The organism is Seonamhaeicola sp. ML3 (assembly GCF_023273855.1).
Classification (GTDB): domain Bacteria; phylum Bacteroidota; class Bacteroidia; order Flavobacteriales; family Flavobacteriaceae; genus Seonamhaeicola.
The window spans coordinates 2815343-2835044 of record NZ_CP096884.1; the positions used below are offsets into that span (position 1 = coordinate 2815343).

15 protein-coding genes are annotated in these 19702 nt (G+C 35.1%); 2 read left to right on the forward strand and 13 right to left on the reverse strand.

All coding sequences use genetic code 11. The annotated features are described in order from the left end of the window. Positions 1-3 precede the first annotated feature (3 nt). Positions 4-1428, reverse strand: coding sequence for a peroxiredoxin family protein (locus M0214_RS12150; RefSeq protein WP_248722833.1), 1425 nt, complete (start codon positions 1426-1428; stop codon positions 4-6). Positions 1429-1615: 187 nt separating this feature from the next. Here M0214_RS12150 and M0214_RS12155 point away from each other — a divergent pair, with 187 nt between their 5' ends. Beyond that, entirely contained in the window at positions 1616-3241 is a 1626-nt protein-coding gene (locus M0214_RS12155; protein WP_248722834.1) for an ABC-F family ATP-binding cassette domain-containing protein, read from the forward strand. A gap of 94 nt (positions 3242-3335) precedes the next feature. On the opposite strand, the gene M0214_RS12160 is transcribed toward M0214_RS12155, so the two are convergent. The 10 genes from M0214_RS12160 to uvrA form a co-directional block, all read right to left on the reverse strand. After that, positions 3336-3650 (reverse strand): hypothetical protein, encoded by a 315-nt coding sequence (locus M0214_RS12160; RefSeq protein ID WP_248722835.1) that lies wholly within the window; start codon positions 3648-3650, stop codon positions 3336-3338. Positions 3651-3893: 243 nt separating this feature from the next. After that, on the reverse strand, positions 3894-4133 hold the full coding sequence (locus M0214_RS12165; RefSeq protein WP_248722836.1) for a putative signal transducing protein: 240 nt from the start codon (positions 4131-4133) through the stop codon (positions 3894-3896). An 80-nt stretch (positions 4134-4213) separates the two neighbouring features. Beyond that, positions 4214-5026: a phosphatase PAP2 family protein gene (locus M0214_RS12170; RefSeq protein ID WP_248722837.1), complete on the reverse strand. Its 813-nt coding sequence runs from the start codon at positions 5024-5026 to the stop codon at positions 4214-4216. 31 nt (positions 5027-5057) lie between these two features. Continuing rightward, a complete protein-coding gene (gene pheT, locus M0214_RS12175) occupies positions 5058-7484 on the reverse strand; it encodes a phenylalanine--tRNA ligase subunit beta (protein WP_248722838.1) in 2427 nt (808 codons plus the stop codon). An 82-nt stretch (positions 7485-7566) separates the two neighbouring features. Further along, complete coding sequence (locus M0214_RS12180; RefSeq protein ID WP_248722839.1) at positions 7567-8043, reverse strand: hypothetical protein; 477 nt, start codon at positions 8041-8043, stop codon at positions 7567-7569. Further along, positions 8044-8307, reverse strand: coding sequence for a DUF202 domain-containing protein (locus M0214_RS12185; protein ID WP_248722840.1), 264 nt, complete (start codon positions 8305-8307; stop codon positions 8044-8046). Between the two features lie 144 nt (positions 8308-8451). Then, positions 8452-10860 (reverse strand): thiamine pyrophosphate-dependent enzyme, encoded by a 2409-nt coding sequence (locus M0214_RS12190; RefSeq protein WP_248722841.1) that lies wholly within the window; start codon positions 10858-10860, stop codon positions 8452-8454. 174 nt (positions 10861-11034) lie between these two features. Then, positions 11035-13866: a metalloprotease gene (locus M0214_RS12195; RefSeq protein WP_248722842.1), complete on the reverse strand. Its 2832-nt coding sequence runs from the start codon at positions 13864-13866 to the stop codon at positions 11035-11037. A gap of 125 nt (positions 13867-13991) precedes the next feature. Next, entirely contained in the window at positions 13992-14681 is a 690-nt protein-coding gene (locus tag M0214_RS12200) for a TIGR00730 family Rossman fold protein (RefSeq protein ID WP_248722843.1), read from the reverse strand. A 62-nt stretch (positions 14682-14743) separates the two neighbouring features. After that, on the reverse strand, positions 14744-17575 hold the full coding sequence (gene uvrA / locus M0214_RS12205; RefSeq protein ID WP_248722844.1) for an excinuclease ABC subunit UvrA: 2832 nt from the start codon (positions 17573-17575) through the stop codon (positions 14744-14746). A gap of 102 nt (positions 17576-17677) precedes the next feature. Here uvrA and M0214_RS12210 point away from each other — a divergent pair, with 102 nt between their 5' ends. Then, complete coding sequence (locus M0214_RS12210; protein WP_248722845.1) at positions 17678-18202, forward strand: hypothetical protein; 525 nt, start codon at positions 17678-17680, stop codon at positions 18200-18202. A gap of 262 nt (positions 18203-18464) precedes the next feature. Here the strand turns inward: M0214_RS12210 and M0214_RS12215 are convergent, their stop codons facing one another. Further along, a complete protein-coding gene (locus M0214_RS12215; protein ID WP_248722846.1) occupies positions 18465-18896 on the reverse strand; it encodes a DUF6796 family protein in 432 nt (143 codons plus the stop codon). Positions 18897-18964: 68 nt separating this feature from the next. Beyond that, positions 18965-19672: a hypothetical protein gene (locus M0214_RS12220; protein WP_248722847.1), complete on the reverse strand. Its 708-nt coding sequence runs from the start codon at positions 19670-19672 to the stop codon at positions 18965-18967. Positions 19673-19702 lie beyond the last annotated feature (30 nt).

A 19702-nucleotide genomic window follows, 5' to 3' on the forward strand; every position in this document is an offset into this window, starting at 1 on the left:
ATGTTATCTATTTAACATGCCCAATAACTGTTGCTCAAAATTACCAGAAAAGATATTGGTATTGTGATTTTCGATTTTCTTGTTTTTATCAATAACGATAGTTTTAGTCATTGGATAAATAGCAAGTGTCTTTTTTGAAACATCAGGAGTTTTGAATACATATTGGTCGTAAAAGCTACAATTGGATTTCCTTAATGTTTGTTTTGTTTTTTCTAAACCGAAATCATCTATGTTGATAGATATAAATTTAACTTCTGGGTACCTCTTTTTGAGTTTAGATATTTTTTCTTGGCTTTCTTTAAAATGACGATAGTGTGCATGTGACCAGAAATTGATAACGGTCGTGGAATTAACTAAGGCGCTAAAATCAAAAATATTATTGTCGTAATCTAGTACATTAAAAGAAGGAAGGTGCGTGTTAGCTTCAAACGTTTTTAAAGCATTGGCATAACTTGTTAGTTTGTTTTGTAAGGTTTGATCTTTAGATTTCTCTATAAATGATTTTAAAATAAGGGCATTACCTTCAGGGTTATTACTCAATGCGATATACTTCATTGCATATTTATAAAGTAATTCGTCCTTAAGAGATCTATCGGTAACCAAACTGTCGATTATATGAAGGCGTTCCAAGTTATAGCAACTGGAAAACCAATCGAATTTTTTTGCTTTATTGTGTTTAGAGTGTGATTCGAGTGATATGTTACTTAGGTTATACCTCAAAAACATTTTGTAGTTGCGATAATTCTTAAAGAAAGTATCATTGTAATCTATGTCTTTTCTATAGCTATAAAATGTTTTGGGTAACTCGCTGTAAAAATCACATTTGTTTTTACCATACTGAATTAAAGGATAAGCTTCTTTGTATGAATAGTATTGGTAATTAATGTTGGCATTGGCAATCTTTTTAAAAAGATCAGACGGATTATGTTTATCTACAAAATGGTCTAAATGCTTTAGTTTTTTTTGTTTTAGTGAATCAACGCCTTTTTCAAAAGCAATTGGGTTTAATTGACAAAGTTTTAAAATGTGTTTTTCTTCTTTTTCATTTTCCAAGAACTCATTAATAAAGTAATTGTTTTTTTTAGCCCCTTTTCCTGTGTACACCAAAGATTCATCGAACTCCAAAGTGTTCAATCTAAACAGTAGGCTATCTTCTGGCTCAATTAAAAAAACTTGGTTTTCTATGCCATGAACAAAAGTATACATGCCCTGAGTGACAGTATCTATTTTGAACATAAAGCGGTTTCTACCATCAAGTCTAATGGAATCGATTACAATATTGTCCTTTTCAAGAATTATATATTTGGAACTAGGATTAATAATTTCTCCCCCAAGGTAAGCACTCAGTTTAGAGGCATCCGAGTTATCTGTTCTACATCCAAAGATTGTTAGAACCAAAACTAGTATTCCTACAATGTTAAATTTCATATCATCTGTTTGCTAGCTATTATAGCACCAAACAAAAATATGTGTTGTACCAATAACCTGTTGTTAATGGCCTGTTAAATATTGAAAATGTTAAGTTAAACAACATTCTAAGCAGCTAAAAATAGATGATTTAAGTTTCAACTTACCAATTCATTTTTCTACTTTTGCAAAAAAATAAAGCACACTTATGTTATCGGTATCAAATCTTTCGGTTCAATTTGGAAAACGTATTCTTTTTGATGAAGTAAATACAACATTCACTCAGGGTAATTGTTATGGCATTATTGGAGCAAACGGCGCCGGTAAATCTACGTTCTTAAAGATTATTTCAGGTAAAATGGAGGCAACCTCTGGTCATGTTTCTTTAGAATCTGGAAAGCGTATGTCTGTACTTGAACAGAATCACAACTTATACGATGACCACACAGTGTTAGAAACGGTTTTAATGGGAAATAAGCCATTGTATGACATTAAGACTGAAATTGATGCGCTATACGCCGATTATACCGATGAAAATGCTGAAAAAATAGGAGAGCTCCAAGTGCAATTTGAGGAAATGAACGGATGGAATGCCGATAGTGATGCAGCTGCTATGCTATCTAACTTAGGTATAAAAGAAGATTTCCATTATACTTTGATGAGCGATTTAGATGGTAAACAAAAAGTACGTGTGTTATTGGCTCAGGCACTTTTTGGAAATCCTGATGTATTGATCATGGATGAGCCTACTAACGATTTGGATTATGAAACCATCACGTGGCTAGAAAATTTCCTTGCTAATTACGATAACTGTGTGATAGTGGTATCTCACGACCGTCACTTTTTAGATGCCGTATGTACTCACATTTCTGATATTGACTTCGGGAAAATAAATCATTTTTCTGGGAACTATACCTTTTGGTATGAATCCTCTCAATTGGCTGCTCGCCAGAGAGCACAACAAAACAAAAAAGCCGAAGAAAAGAAGAAAGAACTTGAGGAGTTTATCCGTCGTTTTTCTGCAAACGTTGCTAAAAGTAAACAGGCCACTAGTAGAAAGAAAATGATTGATAAACTTAATATCGAAGATATTAGACCATCATCTCGTCGTTATCCAGCAATAATCTTTGAACGCGAGCGAGAGGCCGGAGATCAAATATTGAATATTGAAGGGTTAGAGGCATCTATTGATGGTGAATTATTATTTAAAAATATAGACCTTAATTTGGCTAAAGGCGATAAAGTCGTTGTATTTTCTAGAGATTCTAGAGCAACAACAGCGTTTTATCAAATCATTAATGGTAAGGAACAGGCTGATGCCGGTAAGTATGCTTGGGGTGTAACTACGTCTCAATCTTATCTTCCATTAGATAATAGCGAGTTTTTTAATAACGATTTAACCTTGGTAGATTGGTTGCGCCAATGGGCTAAAACTGAAGAAGAGCGCGAAGAAGTTAATATCCGAGGGTTCTTAGGTAAAATGATATTTAGCGGTGAAGAAGCCTTAAAGAAATCTAATGTATTATCTGGAGGGGAAAAAGTACGTTGCATGCTTAGTAGAATGATGATGATTAGAGCTAACGTGCTTCAACTTGATGAACCAACTAACCATTTGGACTTAGAAAGTATTACGGCATTTAACAATTCACTTAAGAATTTTAAAGGCACCATTTTATTCACGACTCACGACCATGAATTTGCCCAAACTGTAGGAAACAGAGTTGTAGAATTAACACCTAATGGCGTCATAGATAGGTACACAACTTTCGATGAGTACATGCAAGACGAGAAGATCAAAGACTTAAGAGAGAAAATGTATTCCGTTACGGCTTAGTTTTCTTAATTTAATAACTGTAGTTTGATTTTTTAGAGTGTAGTAAAAGCCTGCCTGTTATAGGTTATAAACTATCGTGGAATTTTTATTTCAATTAATACTCAAAGTTGGTTTTTGTTCCAGGAGGTGGTGGAATATTTTTGTATTCAGTTGGTGTTAAAGTGTAAACTTCAATTTCGTTTATTCCGTTCTTCAACAGTAAAGGCTTTAGTGAAATGAATAATAAATCATTGAATCTCTTGTCGTAAACTCCTCTATCTAGTTTCGATGAGTAATAGTAATCTTGTTCTTTACTAATTTTTATGTCTAAGGTGTCTTTATCAAGAGCAAAAAAGAGAACTTCTTCTTTTGTGTTATTGAGAAATATAGTGATGATAGAGTCTTTAATACCGCCAATTTTTTTAAGCAACGCTTTGTTTGATTTATATTCAGAATCGGAGGAAGTGAGTTTTTTGAATTTAGAATTAGAGTCAGAGAATATTATATAGGAATTTGATTCTTCAATTATTTCATTTTTTTTATAATTCCTAAACCCTTTATAAACTAAGCATGATATTCCAAATATCACTATCAGAGATATGAAATACGTTGTTTTTTTACTCTTTCTCAAATATCTTCAACTAAGATGTAATTCCCTTTTCTAATTAAAAATTTAATCCTGAAGTTCAGAATTAAATGCTTCGACAATGGTTAAAGCTTTTTCAAGTTCATCGTTGTGAACATAGACTTCTTGAAACCCAGGAATAATACCGCCGCCAAAACCTGCTAATCTAGCCGATTCTGTTTCATCTTTAATTACAGGAGTGATATTAATGTTTTGAAGCTCAATGTTAAGACGTTGTACTACAATGGAGCTTCCAGTAAAAACCTTTGTATAGTTAGAATCCGTCATAACGCATAAATTTAAGTGTTCTTTTAAATATACGAAATTTTAGTGGAATTTTGTAATAGAATGTTCAAAAAAAAGAGTCGTTAAAAAGTACCGGTAAATCCTATTTTATTAGTACTAAAAGAGATATTCCAAGAAATCTTGTTTGGTTTGGTAGGTCTATCAGAATATAATTCTTTTTTACTAAGGAACTTATCAATACTATCTACAACTATGATGCTTAGTGCTGTGCTAAAAGCAATGTCTGTAATCCAGTGGGCGTTGTCTACCAATCTACTTACCGGTGGAATAGCGCCAATGCTATAAATTCCAATTTTCACCCATGTATTATCAAACTGTTTGGCAATGGCATGTGCCATAGTAATAGAAAGCGATGAATGTCCAGAAGGGAAGGAGTGGAAACCACCTTCACTAGAAAAGGGTTCAAAGCCCCAATTACCCAATCCCATATCAGGCCTGGCACGACCAACACCAGTTTTTAATAAAGAAGTAATAACTCCTGTTGTAATTGTAGAAGAAATAATTAAAACACTGGTACGGCGTATTTGCTCGTTTTTAGTTAACAAACCAAAACCATAGAGACCAGCGTTGGCCATAAAATAGTTTTGCGGACTTCCCATATACCAACCTATGTCCCTAACTAAACTGGGGAAGTCTTCCCGTTGTCTGGAAAAAAAAGAATTGATTTCATCGTCTGCGGCAGACAATGCTATGGTGCCTCCAAGTAAACCTCCTAATTTTATAAAATCGTTACCTTTCCAATGTACTGGCCTTGAAAAGGCATGTCCTGTACTTTTTATTATCGACTTTATATCATGCTTAAAAAGTGCTCCAACCTGTATTGAGTCTTTTCCCTTGGTTTTAACTTGTTGTCCAAAACTTAAGCCAATATTCACAAAAAGAAGTATTAGCAGAATGTATATGTTTTTAACGTAATTCGGCACCAAGTTGTTTTTCAAAGTTTTCTTGAAGCTTGCTCATAATTTTATCTATTTGCTTATCGTTAAGGGTTTTATTTTCATCCTGTAACGTGAAACTTATAGCGTAACTCTTCTTGCCGTTTGGCAAGTTTTTACCTTGGTATACATCGAATAAATCAACATCCTTTAGTAATTTCTTTTCGGTTTGCGATGCTATTTTGTCAATGGCTTCAAAAGTAACAGACTCATCCAATAACAATGCAAAGTCCCTGCGAACCGCTGGGTATTTTGGAATATCGGTAAATTTAACTTTGTTATGCTTAACCAGGTCTAAAACTGTATCCCAATGAAAATCGGCGTATAGTACATTTTGAGAAATGCCAAACTGCTTTAGTATCTTTTTGTTTACGAGTCCAAAATCTACTAGCTTATGTTTTCCTAGAGACAAACTAACGCCTTCGCTAAAGATGTCACTTTTAACAGGAGATACATTATATCTGGATAAGCCAAGGCGGTCTAAAATTGCAGTAATGGTTCCTTTCAAGAAGAAGAAATCACTTTGTTGAGTAGTGTTAGTCCAACGTACTTCAGAGCGATTACCGGTTACAAATACCGAAAGATGCTTAAATTCTTCTCTATTATCTCCGTATTGGTGATACGTTTTACCAAATTCGAACAACTTTAAATTATCTCTCTTTCTGTTAATATTATAGCTAACAGCTTCGAGTCCAGAAAACAACAAACTTTGGCGCATAACACCCAAATCTGAACTTAAATGGTTAAGGATACTAACATTGTGTTCGTCGTTTAACTGCTCCGTTAATTGGGTGTATTTTGCCGTAGTTAGGGAGTTAGCCATAATTTCGAAAAATCCTTGAGACACGAGTTGGTCTCCTACTACATTTTGTATTCTGTAATCGTCAAACTTTGAAGTGCTAGAAATAGAAGCGTTTAACTTTTTTGTGGTGCCTATGTTGTTATAGCCATAAACACGGAGTATTTCCTCTATAACGTCGGCTTCGCGCTGCACATCGTTTCTGTAGGCGGGGACGGTTAACCCCAAACCAGCTTCGGTAACATTATTTACTTTAATTTCAAGTGAGGTTAATATACTTTTAATCGTTTCTCTTGGGATTTCCTCGCCAATTAATTTTTTGGCATTTTCAAAACTCAATCGAACTTGAAAGTCCTCAATTTTGTTCGGGTAAATATCTGTGATTTCACTGGTGATTTCTCCACCTGCTAATTCTTGAATTAATAATGCGGCACGCTTTAAGGCGTATTCTGTAATGTTAGGATCGATACCACGTTCAAAGCGGAATGATGCATCGGTATTTAGACCGTGACGTTTAGCAGATTTTCGTATAGATACAGGATTAAAATAGGCACTTTCCAAGAAAATACTTGTGGTGCTTTCTGTTACTCCAGAATGTTCGCCTCCAAAAACGCCAGCAATACACATTGGTTTTTCAGCATCACATATCATTAAATCATCTTCATGTAACTCACGTTCAACTCCATCTAATGTTGTGAATTTGGTGCCTTTTTCTAATGTTTTAACTTCTACTTTATTACCCGAAATTTTAACCGCATCGAAGGCATGTAATGGCTGACCTAATTCATGAAGTACATAGTTTGTCGCGTCTACCACATTGTTTATTGGTGCTAGTCCGATAGCTTTTAATCGATTCTGTAACCAATTAGGAGATGCTTTAACCTTTAATCCTGAAATTGTTACACCACAATATCTCGGCGCTAATTCTTTATTGATAATCTCTACATCCATCTTTAGCATACGGTTGTCAACTCTAAATGCACTAACCGATGGTGTAATTAATTCTAACTTAACATCTTTCTGTAACAAGCCAGCTTTTAAGTCCCTTGCTGTTCCTAAATGGCTCATAGCGTCGGCTCTGTTAGGGGTCAATCCAATTTCAAAGATATGGTCGTTTTCAATATCGAAGATTTCAGCACAAGGTGTACCTACTTTTAAGTCTTCATCTAAAACCATAATGCCATCATGGGATTTTCCAAGACCTAATTCATCTTCGGCACAAATCATTCCGAAACTTTCCTCACCTCGAATTTTTCCTTTCTTGATTTTCCAGCTTTCGCCTTCTTCTGTATATAAAGTCGTTCCAATTGTAGCTACAGGAACTTTTTGTCCTGCAGCTACATTTGGTGCTCCACAAACGATTTGTAACGGTTCGCTATCACCAATAGTAACTGTTGTAACCTTTAATTTGTCAGCATTTGGGTGTTTTTCGCAGGTTAAAACCTCACCAACTACTACGCCTTCTAAACCACCTTTAACCGATTGGTATGTTTCAATTCCTTCTACCTCAAGTCCCAAATCTGTTAGTAATTCCCCAGCTTTTTCGGGAGACCAATCTATCTTAATGAATTGCTTTAACCAATTATATGAAATCTTCATAAAGTATACTTCTATTTTAAGAAGGCAAATATAAAATTTTGCTGGGTAGCATTCAAATAACAGAGGTGATTTGTATAATGCGTTATGCCTCTAATTCTTCAATTACTAGATTAAAATCATATTGTAAATCTTCATGTAGGTTTGCTAACTGCTTTTTAGCCAAATTTAGTTGACGGAGATACATGTTTTGAAGCTGTGTACTTTTATTTATGGTTGGCTTAAACGTTTTTAGTTTTTTGCAAAAGTAGAGTAGGAGTTCCACCTCTGTTTCTTTCTTTTGCGAGTATCTTATGTATTTTTTTACGTTACGTAAAATCTTTCTAACGCTTTTTCTAATGTAGTAATAGCTGTCTGTATTAATTATTTCGAACGATTCATTTATGTGGTTTTTAACACTTTCAATATAACCAGCTTCATCATGCGATTCGAATAGTAAATAGGTTAGAAGCTCCTTGTTTTCTTTTTTGAATCTAGATAACCTTAAGCAAATATTCTGTATTTCTGTAGGCGATAAGTCTTTGAGTTCTTGTCTAATTTCTTTAACCGATACTGCTTTCATCTATATTTTGTAATGTTTTTTGATGCTGCGTTTAACGTAGATTAATCGCATTAAACCTATGATTAAAATTACGGGCGAAATAATTAGTAGTATAATACCAAAAGATTTAAGGTCTGAGAAAAATTCTAACTTTATAATAGTTATTCCGGTTCCAAGAAATACAATAAACGTTCTAAAGTAGGCTAGAAATGTTCTTTCGTTGGCTAATTTCGTGCGTTCTATTGCCAGCCAGTCTCTGGTTATTAGGTTTGGTGTTTTGCTCATCCTGTAGTAGAATTTAAAATACTTTTCCGGTAATATTCATCTCTTATCACAATATAGGGGTTATCATTTAAAGCATATTATATTTTGAGAATAAAAAAAGCCTTTCGAGTTAAGAAAGGCTTGCGAGATTATATTGTTTTAAAATCATCTGAATTTTGGATAGTCTACAGGACTAGCTTCATGCATAACGTTGTAAACAGCTTCGAATATATCCTCAGCCGATGGTTTTGAAAAATAGTCACCATCATCACCATAGGCAGGTCTATGTGCTTTAGCAGTAAGTGTTTTAGGTTCACTATCTAAAAATTGAAATGCTTTTTGGTTACTTAAAATTTCATCTAGTATATATGCCGATGCACCTCCTGGCACATCTTCATCAATAATCATGACTCTGTTTGTTTTTTCAATACTTTTTACGATGTCATGGTTTAAATCGAAAGGAAGCAAGGATTGAACATCGATAATTTCTGCATCGATACCCACAGTTAAAAGTTCTTTGGCAACTTTTTCAACAATTCTTAGTGTTGATCCATAGGATACCAAGGTTATGTCTGTTCCTTCTTTAACGGTTTCTACAACCCCTATCGGCGTTTTTAAATGGCCAAGATTATTAGGCATTTTTTCTTTTAGTCTGTAGCCATTCAAACACTCTACAACTATGGCAGGGTCGTCTCCTTGTAATAGCGTATTGTAGAAACCTGCAGCTTTTGTCATATTTCTAGGTACCAACAGGTTTATGCCACGACATAAGTGCAGTATGCCTCCCATCTGTGACCCCGAGTGCCAAATACCTTCGAGCCTATGGCCTCTGGTTCGTATAATTAAAGGAACTTTTTGTTTTCCTTTGGTTCTGTAGTGCGTAGTAGCTAAATCATCGCTTATAGTTTGCATGGCATACAGTATGTAGTCTAAATACTGAATTTCTGCAATTGGCCTAAGACCACGAAGTGCCATACCAATGCCCTGACCTATAATTGAGGGTTCTCTAATTCCTGTATCGGCAATTCTTAATTCTCCAAATTTAGATTGTAAGCCTTCTAAACCTTGGTTTACATCACCTATATTTCCAGTATCCTCACCAAAAACAAGTGCTTCGGGGTAATTACTGAATATAGCTTCAAAATTATCCCTTAGGATTATTCTTCCATCAACAAGCTCTGCATCATCATTATATGTTGGTTCTACCGCACCAATGCGGGTGTTTCCATGTGCAGTTTCTGAATATAAATGCGAACTAAACCTTGGTTGCATTTTATTGAAAATAGTATCTATCCATTGGGATAGTTTTTCTTTTTCGTTGCTATTATGACTAATGGTATATCTTAGTGCTTTTCTAGCACTGGAAAGTAAATCTTTCCTTGTTGGCTCATCATTAGCAGCAACCTGCTCTTTGATTTTGGTGATAAAAACACCGTTTTCAGATTTATTAGCAAGTTGGGTAAGTAGGGAAACTAAATCTGTTTTTTCACGTAATATAGGTCTTAAAAAAGTGTCCCACGCTGTTTTTTTAGCTTCTCTAACTTCTCTCTTTATGGTGCGTTCTATTTCTACAAGCTCTTCGTTTGTTGTAATGCCACTTTCAATAATCCAAGCACGCATTTTAGCATTACAATCATGTTGTCTTTCCCACTCTAGGCGCTCGGCGTTTTTGTAGCGTTCATGAGAACCAGAGGTAGAGTGGCCTTGTGGCTGCGTGAGTTCTACAACATGTATTAGTACTGGGACATGCTCTTTTCGTGCAATGTCACCGGCTTCTTGAAAAGTTTCGACCAAATTGGCATAATCCCAACCTTTAACTCGTAAAATTTCCAGGCCTTCATTGTCGTTATCTCTTTGGAAGCCTTTAAGAACCTCCGAAATATTTTCCTTAGTGGTTTGGTGCTTGGCATGAACGGATATACCGTATTCGTCATCCCAAATACTAATTACCATAGGAACTTGTAATACACCTGCGGCGTTTATTGTTTCAAAGAAAAGCCCTTCACTTGTACTCGCGTTACCTATGGTTCCCCAAGCTACCTCATCTCCATTAACCGAGAAGTTGGTAGACTTTATGTCTTTTAATTCCCTGTATATTTTAGAGGCTTGTGCCAATCCTAAAAGGCGAGGCATTTGTCCTGCTGTACATGAAATATCTGCGCTCGAGTTGTATTGTTTGGTTAAATCTTTCCAGTTGCCATTTTCATCTAAACTATGTGTTACAAAATGGCCACCCATTTGCCGCCCAGCAGACATGGGTTCGTGTTTAAGATTTGTGTTGGCATACAGTCCAGAAAAGAATTGTTCTGCTGTAAGTTCCCCAATAGCCATCATAAAGGTTTGGTCTCGGTAATATCCCGAACGCCAATCTCCCAGTTGGAACGCCTTAGCCATGGCTAGCTGTGGTACTTCTTTACCATCACCAAAAATACCGAATTTAGCTTTGCCCGTGAGTACTTCGCGTCTTCCCATTAAACTACATTCTCTACTTTTAAATGCAATTTTGTAATCTTTAATTACTTCTGCTTTAAAATCTTCGAATGAGATGTTTTTTAAATCGGGAATACTTTGCATAAATAAGGATGCTTTTGGCTTTTGCAAAAGTAGTTAATGTTGACCTTATGTGCAATTATAGAGGCTTCTTAATTGTTAATGAAAAATTAAAAATAGACTTTAAAACAATTCTTTTTTTAAAGATTTGTGGTTAAAAGTGTCGATTTAATGATAATAAATTAATTTGAAGCTTTTTTAAAACCACCTTCTTCTGAAAAGACCCAGCAAAACCTGTGGGTCTACAGTGAATTTAAATCTAATCTTTTGATCATAGTTGGGTTGCCCTATTTCCCATCCAAGACTTGAATAAATCGGGAAGTAAATCTCAAAATAATCGGTTACTAGATTTAACCTTATACCGGAATCGTATACGAATTTAGCAGAGTCAAATTTGTTTTTAACAACACCTATATCCCCATAAGCCAATATATACCTCCATATGGATGTGCTCAGATTTAAAGTAGATATCCATTGGTTTGCAAATGGGGTTTCTAGTTTTGATTTAAAACCACCTTCGGCAGCTATGAATTGTTGACTATAAATTCCAGAGTCTTCAGACCTACCCAAGTAGGCAAAATCAAATAAGTAATCGGTAGGGCGATCAAGAGCGAAGCTGAAAAAATTAGTGTCTAAATCGGTGTTGTTTTTCAGGAAAGCACCTGTAAACAAACGTAAATTTATTTGTCTATTACTCTCAAAAAGCTTCCTGTATTCATAATTGAAGGCTATTTTACTGAAGTTTTTTCCAAGCTGAAAATCTGTAGACCACTTGGTGAAATCTATCAAATTATCATTAGAATGGGTATAACGGGCATTAAACACACTATAATTAGGTTCTGTAGATGTGAAAATATTATTTTCATCTTTATCCCTATTGATGTCTATATATCTAAATACTAAAGCTTTTCTTTTATTTGATCTTAAATCGTTGCTCTCCCTGAATAAAAACGTAAGTGATGGGATTATTTTTCTAACGAAAAGATCTTCGGCATAAGACGAATAACTTCCAGAAATGCCGTAATTTAAATAGTACAGGTTAGAATTTTCGAAGTAATGTATTTTGGAAATGGCTGCTGAACCGGTCAAGGATTTTGACTTTAAGGCGTATTGGGGTTCAATTTTATAGTTTAAAAGCCTTCTTAGTACAGTTTTGTTATAAACTCTGGCTCCTAAGGTGAGCCCATCATAAATATTGTTGAATTCTGCCACAGGCATGAAAAAAACCTGGTTGTAATGCGGGTCTTCTATATCCTGAAACAGTCTAAATTGAAGCGGTTTGTTATTAAAGAAAAAGCCTTTTAGGGATTTCCAGTTGTCTCTTATGTTTATTTCCGGTATAACTTTGTTGTAATTAAGTACCAATTTGTTGGCACTATCCCGGGGTATAGTAAATGTTTTACTATCGCTTATATTTTCGATCCAACGTTTTGATATTATACTATCGTCTAAAAGTGTATATAAAGAAACAGGCATTGTATTATCTCGCTTGTTCTTTATGGTTAGGGTTATTGAATCTGTTGTTTTTGAAACCTTGGATATTTTGAAATCAATTTTTTTTCTTGTTCCAAGATAATCGGTGAAGAACCAATCGATATCTTTTTTTGTTTGGGACTTTATAAACGTTTCAAATGCTTTTGAGCTGGTCTGTTTTAATTTGTGGTCTTTAATAAAACTAGATAGGCTATGCTCTACCACATCCTGGTTCACGAAATCGTCTAGATATCTTAAGCCTACTCCGGCCTTGTATTTGTTAGCAATATTGGCATTGAATTTTAAAAGTGAATCTTTTGACATTGTTAGTGGCTGGTCTCTGTTGGTCCTAGCCATAAGCATAAATGCCAAGATATATTTGTCGTTAAATTTCATATCAGCAATATGAAAGGATCTAACCCCCCAAATATTGGCAATGGAACCCAAAAACTTCATGTCTGGATAGTGGTAATCTACATATTTCATGGCGTAGAAAATTTGAGCAGCATCCAATAGCCATTGTTCCTTTCTAGGGTTGACCAATAATGTGTTTTCAAGGTAATTGTGAAGTGCTAGTTTCAATACCTTTAATTCATATTGAAAATGATTGGGGTAGGGCTTAATAAATTTTGGAAGAAAGTTTAGTCCATAAACGGGGTCTTTTTCATAATCAATTTGAGTAATCAATAATTTTTTGTGTGGATACGCCCCTATATTTTGTTTAATAAAATCTAAAACCTTTTCGGTTATTAGTACTTTATCAATAACCTCTAGACCACCATCTTTAACGCTCGACACTAAAGATAAATCACTGTTTTCTATAGTATTGAAGTCTTTGGTCTTTCTTAAAAAAAGTTTATTACAAACTCTATTTTTACCATAAAGTCTAATATGTTGATTTTTAATATTTTGAATGATATTTTCTGAATCAAGACTCGAGGTTAAATAATAACCATTAGGATAATTTATTTCTAAATTTAGATCTAGTTTTGGTATAAATAAATCATCTAAATCCTTATTGCTGTAATATTGCCATTCTCCATTATTTACAGCAGGTGTTATAAACCAATATCTTAAATCTAAATTACCATCATCAGTTATTCCATAACGCGTAAATTTAGAACTTGGAATTTGTACAATGTTCTTTAAAGAGATTTCGTAATACTCACCTGGTTTAAGAGGTTCTTTTAATTCTACCTTAATAACATCTGGATGCTTTTCAAGTTCACAATAAAAAATATCTTCGTTATCTTGTTTCATAGAAGTAACGATAGAATAACCACGGTCTTCATTTTTTGCTAAATGAAAATTGTTGTTAAACTCTTCTGCTATTCTTTCGGCTAACGGAGTGCTCTTTGTAGAAAAACTATTTGCCCAGTTATTAAGGTAAATGGTTTTTAGGGTGTCATTCGAAGTGTTTTGATATCGAATGGTTTGAGATATTGATATTTTTTTTCCCTGAATGTTAAAATCCGCACTGAGGTCAATTTTATTTTGACCAAAGCTCCACAAACAAGCTAAAAAGCAAATAAGTAAATTTAAGTATCGGATATTCAAACTAAGGTAACATTTAAGGTTAATTCAAAATTTAAGGCTTCGCAATATAGTAAATTAAGGCACTATCCTTTTTTTATAAACAGTGTTACATGACTATTAAACAAGTTAGGGGCTAAAACACCTAACTAAAAATTAGGGGTTAGTTGTGATTGTTCGTAGAATTTATCTAAAATTTGAGTAACTTCTTCTGGTGTGTCTACTAAGTGGACAAGGTCTAAATCTTTTGGGCTTATATTTCCAAAGGTATCCAGCAAGGTACTCTTAATCCAATCCATTAAACCTTTCCAAAAATCGGTGCCGACTAAAATGATTGGGAATTTACCAATTTTATGTGTCTGAATGAGTGTAAGTGCTTCGAAGAACTCATCTAGTGTACCAAAACCTCCGGGCATTACTACAAAACCTTGAGAATATTTAACAAACATGACTTTACGGACAAAGAAATAATCGAAATCTAAATTTTTATCATGGTCTATATAAGGATTGTCGTGCTGTTCAAAAGGCAATTCAATATTCAATCCAACAGAAGTACCACCTGCTAAATGAGCCCCTTTATTTCCTGCTTCCATAATTCCTGGTCCACCACCAGTTATGACGCCGTAACCGGCTTCAACAATTTTTTCTGCAACATCAACGGTTAGTTTGTAGTATTTATGGTCTGGTTTTGTTCTGGCCGAACCAAAAACTGATACGCAAGGACCAATCTTGCTCATGCTTTCAAAACCATTTACAAATTCTCCCATTATTTTAAAGATAGCCCAAGAATCGTTTGTTTTGATTTCGTTCCAACCTTTGTGTCGCAATTCTTTTCTCATATTGTCTTATGTGTTTTTTATTTATTACTGTATTCTCAGAGCGAGCTCTTGAGAGTTGTTGTCTAATGTAATTCTTTTTTAAGGAATTTGGCAGTGTAACTTTTTTTATGCTTCACAACCTCTTCTGGGGTGCCCTCAACTATAATTTGACCGCCACCTTTGCCGCCCTCGTAGCCAATATCTATAATATGGTCAACGGTTTTGATAACATCTAAATTGTGTTCAATAATAAGTACAGTATTACCTTTGTCTGCTAGTTTGTTTAAAACTTGCATGAGCACCCTAATATCTTCAAAGTGAAGTCCAGTTGTGGGCTCGTCGAGGATATAAAACGTATTTCCTGTATCTCTTTTGCTTAGTTCGGTAGCCAGTTTTATGCGTTGTGCCTCACCTCCTGAAAGTGTTGTACTTTGTTGACCAAGTGTGATATAGCCTAATCCAACATCTTTAATGGTCTTTAATTTCTTGTAGATTTTTGGAATATGCTCAAAGAAATCAACAGCCTCGTTAATGGTCATTTCCAATACATCACTAATCGATTTCCCTTTATACCGTATTTCTAGGGTTTCTCTATTAAAACGTTTGCCTTGGCAGGTTTCACATTCTACGTAAACATCGGGTAGAAAGTTCATTTCTATAACACGTAAACCACCACCTTGACAGGTCTCACATCGTCCACCTTTTACATTAAAGCTAAAACGTCCGGGTTTGTAACCTCTAATCATAGCTTCAGGGGTTTTAGCAAATAATGCTCTTATTTCGCTGAAGGTTCCTGTATATGTTGCAGGGTTACTTCTTGGTGTACGCCCTATTGGTGATTGGTTGATATCAATTACTTTATCAATATGTTCTAAGCCCTTAATACTCTTAAAGGGCATTGGCTTTTTTACGCCATTAAAATAGTGAGCATTTAAAATAGGGTAGAGGGTTTCATTGATTAAAGTTGATTTCCCGCTTCCTGAAACACCCGTTATGCCAATCATTTTCCCCAATGGGAATTTAACCGATACGTTTTTAAGGTTGTTGCCTGTACACCCTTTCAACTCCAAAAACTTCCCGTTTCCAGATCGTCGTTTTTTAGGGATTTCTATGGCTTTGGTACCGTTAAGGTAATCTGCTGTTAATGTATGGTGTGTTTTTAAATCGTTAACATTACCAATACTAATAATTTCACCTCCATGTTTTCCTGCTTTAGGACCTATATCAATTACATAATCGGCACGCTCTATCATGTCTTTATCATGTTCTACGACAATCACAGAATTACCAATATCGCGTAACGAAACCAAAGAATTAATTAGTTTTTCGTTATCGCGTTGGTGTAGACCAATGCTGGGCTCGTCCAGTATATAGAGCACGCCCACCAATTGCGAACCAATTTGTGTGGCCAACCTAATGCGTTGTGCCTCACCCCCAGATAGGGATTTAGAGCTTCTATTAAGCGTAAGGTAAGTTAATCCAACATCTAGTAAGAACTGAAGTCTGGATTTAATTTCCTTGAGTATTTCTTCAGCAATCTTTATCTGTTTTTCCGAGAGGTGGTTATGTAAATCATTAAACCAATCTGCTAATTCAGCGATATCTGTATTAGCGAGTTCAGCAATGTTTTTGTTATTTATTTTAAAGTAAAGCGATTCCTTTTTTAAACGGCTACCTTCACAATCCGGACATTTAATTTTATCCATATAATCCTTTGCCCATCGTTTTAAAGATGTAGATTCTGCGGTCTTGTATTGATTTTCGATGAAGTTAGCTACACCTTCAAAATCGATATTATAGTTACGCGTTACCCCCAGCGATTTACTGGCTACAGAGAATTTTTCTTTACCGCCATAAAGAATCATTTCTTTGGCTTCTTTCGGAATGGATTTATAAGGGTCTGTGAGTTTAAAATTGAAACGCTGTGCTATGGTTTCAAATTGTTTAAAAATCCAGCTGCTCTTTTGTGGTCCGTGAGGTGCAATGGCACCATTTGCAATAGAAAGCGAATCGTCAGGAATAATTTTATCGATATTCACCTTGTACAACTCTCCAATACCATTACAGGTAGGGCAGGCACCTTTGGGCGAATTGAACGAAAAATTATTGGGTTCGGGATTTGGGTATGAAATCCCTGAGGACGGACACATTAAATTTCTACTAAAGTAGCGTGATTTATTGGTGTCCTGGTCAATGACCAAAAGTACATCATCCCCATGATACATGGCGGTATTGATAGTTTCGGTTAGCCTTTTGTCGTTATCAATAGTATCGTTAACGACCAATCTGTCTATTACAATTTCAATATCATGGGTTTTGTAACGGTCCAGTTTCATACCCTTTACAATATCGCGAATCTCGCCATCTGTTCTTACCTTAACAAAACCTTGCTTTCCTATTTGTTCAAATAACTCACGGTAATGTCCTTTTCTAGACCTAATTACTGGAGCTAATATATTGATACGCTTGTCTTTAAAGTCTTTAAGAATAAGTTCTTTTATTTGCTCATCGCTATAGCTAACCATTTTATCTCCCGTATTATAGCTAAAGGCATCGCTAGCCCTCGCAAATAATAAGCGCAAGAAATCGTAAATCTCTGTAATGGTACCAACGGTAGAACGAGGGGATTTACTTGTTGTTTTTTGCTCTATTGCAATGACTGGAGAGAGACCATCTATTTTATCGACATCAGGTCGTTCTAAACCCCCTAAAAATTGTCTGGCGTAAGCCGAAAAGGTTTCAATATATCTACGCTGTCCTTCAGCATAAATAGTATCGAAGGCCAAAGAGGATTTTCCGCTTCCCGATAGACCCGTTATAACGACAAGTTTCTCTCTTGGTATGGAAACATCAATGTTTTTTAGATTATGGGCTCGTGCTCCTTTTACTTCTATAGACTCCTCAAATTGGCTCATAAATTTGCAAAAGCGCTAATTTACGATTTTAGTTGTTAAAGTTCTGTGAACTTTTATCTTGGTTTTATTATAATTGTACACAAAATTTTGAAAAATAATAGCATGAAATTATTAGGAATAGGTTCAAGAATACAGTACAACGAATATGGTAAAGGTGTTATTACCAATGTAACATCTCAACACTATTGGGTTACTTTTATTGATAAAGGTTTGGAAACAATAGATTTAGATAGTGAATTTGAAGTGATTGAAGCTGCCTATGATGATTTAGACACCGTTAGTTTCTATGATATCGAAACGAGTTTAGTAGATATTTTAAAAAAATGGAGCGATGTAAGTGAAGTTGTTCCAATTGCGGATAAGTATAAAGGCGGAAAGATTATTTTGCAACCAGCAGACGATAGTTTAAAACCCTATGAGTTACCTATTGATAAATTTTTCCATAAAATAACCATGGTGAGAGATAGGCTGCGTGTTATGGAACAACGCATAAATTCCAGTGATTTAGATGAGCAGGGTAAAATAGATTTACAGCAGTATGTAACCAGGATTTATGGGAGTTTAACTAGCTTTAATGTGCTGTTTAAATCTGATTCCCATAAGTTTATAGGGCAGCGTAGTAAGTAGATTTTTCAGTATTCAGTGGCAGTAGACAGTATTTAGTTTAGCTTTTTGTTGTTCCACAAGGCAATTGTAGATGCTGTAAAAAAAACAACCAAGATTAAATTTAAGTATCCTCCTTTAACGATAATCCAAATATTATTTGGTAAATATTTTGTAACCAAACTTTCAAGTAAAAAAGGAATAAGAGGGAAAAAGAATATTATCCATCTAGGGTATAAAGTTTTTCTTTTCCAGACTTGAACGATAAAAAGAATGGATAGTATTGTTACAAGAGGGTAAACAAATGCCTAATAGTTTCATTTATGTTTTCTGAAAGTAACACTGCTGCGTCTTTGATGTTAATGCTGTGTTCTGTAGCAAGTTTGGCTGTAGTCGCTATAGCAATAAAAGCTCCATGGACTATTCCAAATGCTATTAAAATACTTCCGAATAACATTGTAACACTTAGTCTTAAAACATATTTTGTATGCTTAAAAGCATAATACACTTGACCTAATCCAAGCATATAAAACCAAGTTGCGAATAATGCACATACGCCACTAGCAGTGATTCTAAGGTCCGAAGCATTTCCCATATTCTGTTTTAGGCTCATGTTAACGGGGTCATAGTACAGAAGCATATCACCAGCAAATAGAATTAGCCCTCCCAATATCCCCGAAATCCCTAAAATTCTTATCCAGAATAGTTTAGCTTTCATTGTTTTAATGTTTTGGGGTTTGTTATGGAATGTGTTTACTGCCTACTGAGCACTGCTAACTGTCAAACTTAAGGCGTTCCTTTAATATCGCTAATCTCCATACCAAAGAAAAGGATGTTGTGATATGTTGGTAAAAGCACGCCACTTTCGGTGGTCGTCCAATCGCTCCATGAGGCTTCAAGACCGTCAATAGGAAGCTCTTTTGTCCACATTTTAAAGCACATGGGTTTTCCAGAGTCATCAAGCTCCCACAAAAAGGAATCTCCAGAGTTGTATGTAACCAACAGGGCTTCGCCTTCAGGAGTGTTTACAAGTCCTCGCTTAACGCCTTCATCAAAAACCATGTAGGGTGCAAAGACCCAAAACGTATCGTTTCTAAAGTATTGATGAGCTTTTTGGGTCAACTCTTCGGCTAATTCGCCATCAACCTTGAAACTATGTACATAGGCCTGGTTTAGAGTACTGTCATCAAAATTCAATCTTACTTTATGGTCTTTCCAGTAGACTTCACACTCATTTTTGTGTTTTTCCCATTTGTAGTGTCGTTTGCTTTTAAATGTCCACTCAAAAACTTTAGTGCTATCAAAGGCTTGTTTGTTTAGTGCTTTAGTCATTTTAGAAGCTAAAACATCGGCTTTTTCACTTACTCGGGCATTGGGTAAATTTTCGTTGTATTTAAAGTACAAGAATGCGAAAAAAATCACACTGGGTAAGGTTAGAAAAACTACTATACCTAGAATTATTTTCCAAATGTTCTTTTTTTTCCGTTTTGCCAACTGTAGGGAGTTTTTGCTAATAACTAAGCT

Coding starts and splice junctions, on each gene's coding strand:
- M0214_RS12210 (WP_248722845.1), top strand. CDS start 17,678: ATGAAATTATTAGGAATAGGTTCAAGAATACAGTACAACGAATATGGT.
- M0214_RS12180 (WP_248722839.1), bottom strand. CDS start 8,043: ATGAAAGCAGTATCGGTTAAAGAAATTAGACAAGAACTCAAAGACTTA.
- uvrA (WP_248722844.1), bottom strand. CDS start 17,575: ATGAGCCAATTTGAGGAGTCTATAGAAGTAAAAGGAGCACGAGCCCAT.
- M0214_RS12215 (WP_248722846.1), bottom strand. CDS start 18,896: ATGAAAGCTAAACTATTCTGGATAAGAATTTTAGGGATTTCGGGGATA.
- M0214_RS12200 (WP_248722843.1), bottom strand. CDS start 14,681: ATGAGAAAAGAATTGCGACACAAAGGTTGGAACGAAATCAAAACAAAC.
- M0214_RS12185 (WP_248722840.1), bottom strand. CDS start 8,307: ATGAGCAAAACACCAAACCTAATAACCAGAGACTGGCTGGCAATAGAA.
- M0214_RS12190 (WP_248722841.1), bottom strand. CDS start 10,860: ATGCAAAGTATTCCCGATTTAAAAAACATCTCATTCGAAGATTTTAAA.
- M0214_RS12155 (WP_248722834.1), top strand. CDS start 1,616: ATGTTATCGGTATCAAATCTTTCGGTTCAATTTGGAAAACGTATTCTT.
- M0214_RS12165 (WP_248722836.1), bottom strand. CDS start 4,133: ATGACGGATTCTAACTATACAAAGGTTTTTACTGGAAGCTCCATTGTA.
- M0214_RS12150 (WP_248722833.1), bottom strand. CDS start 1,428: ATGAAATTTAACATTGTAGGAATACTAGTTTTGGTTCTAACAATCTTT.
- pheT (WP_248722838.1), bottom strand. CDS start 7,484: ATGAAGATTTCATATAATTGGTTAAAGCAATTCATTAAGATAGATTGG.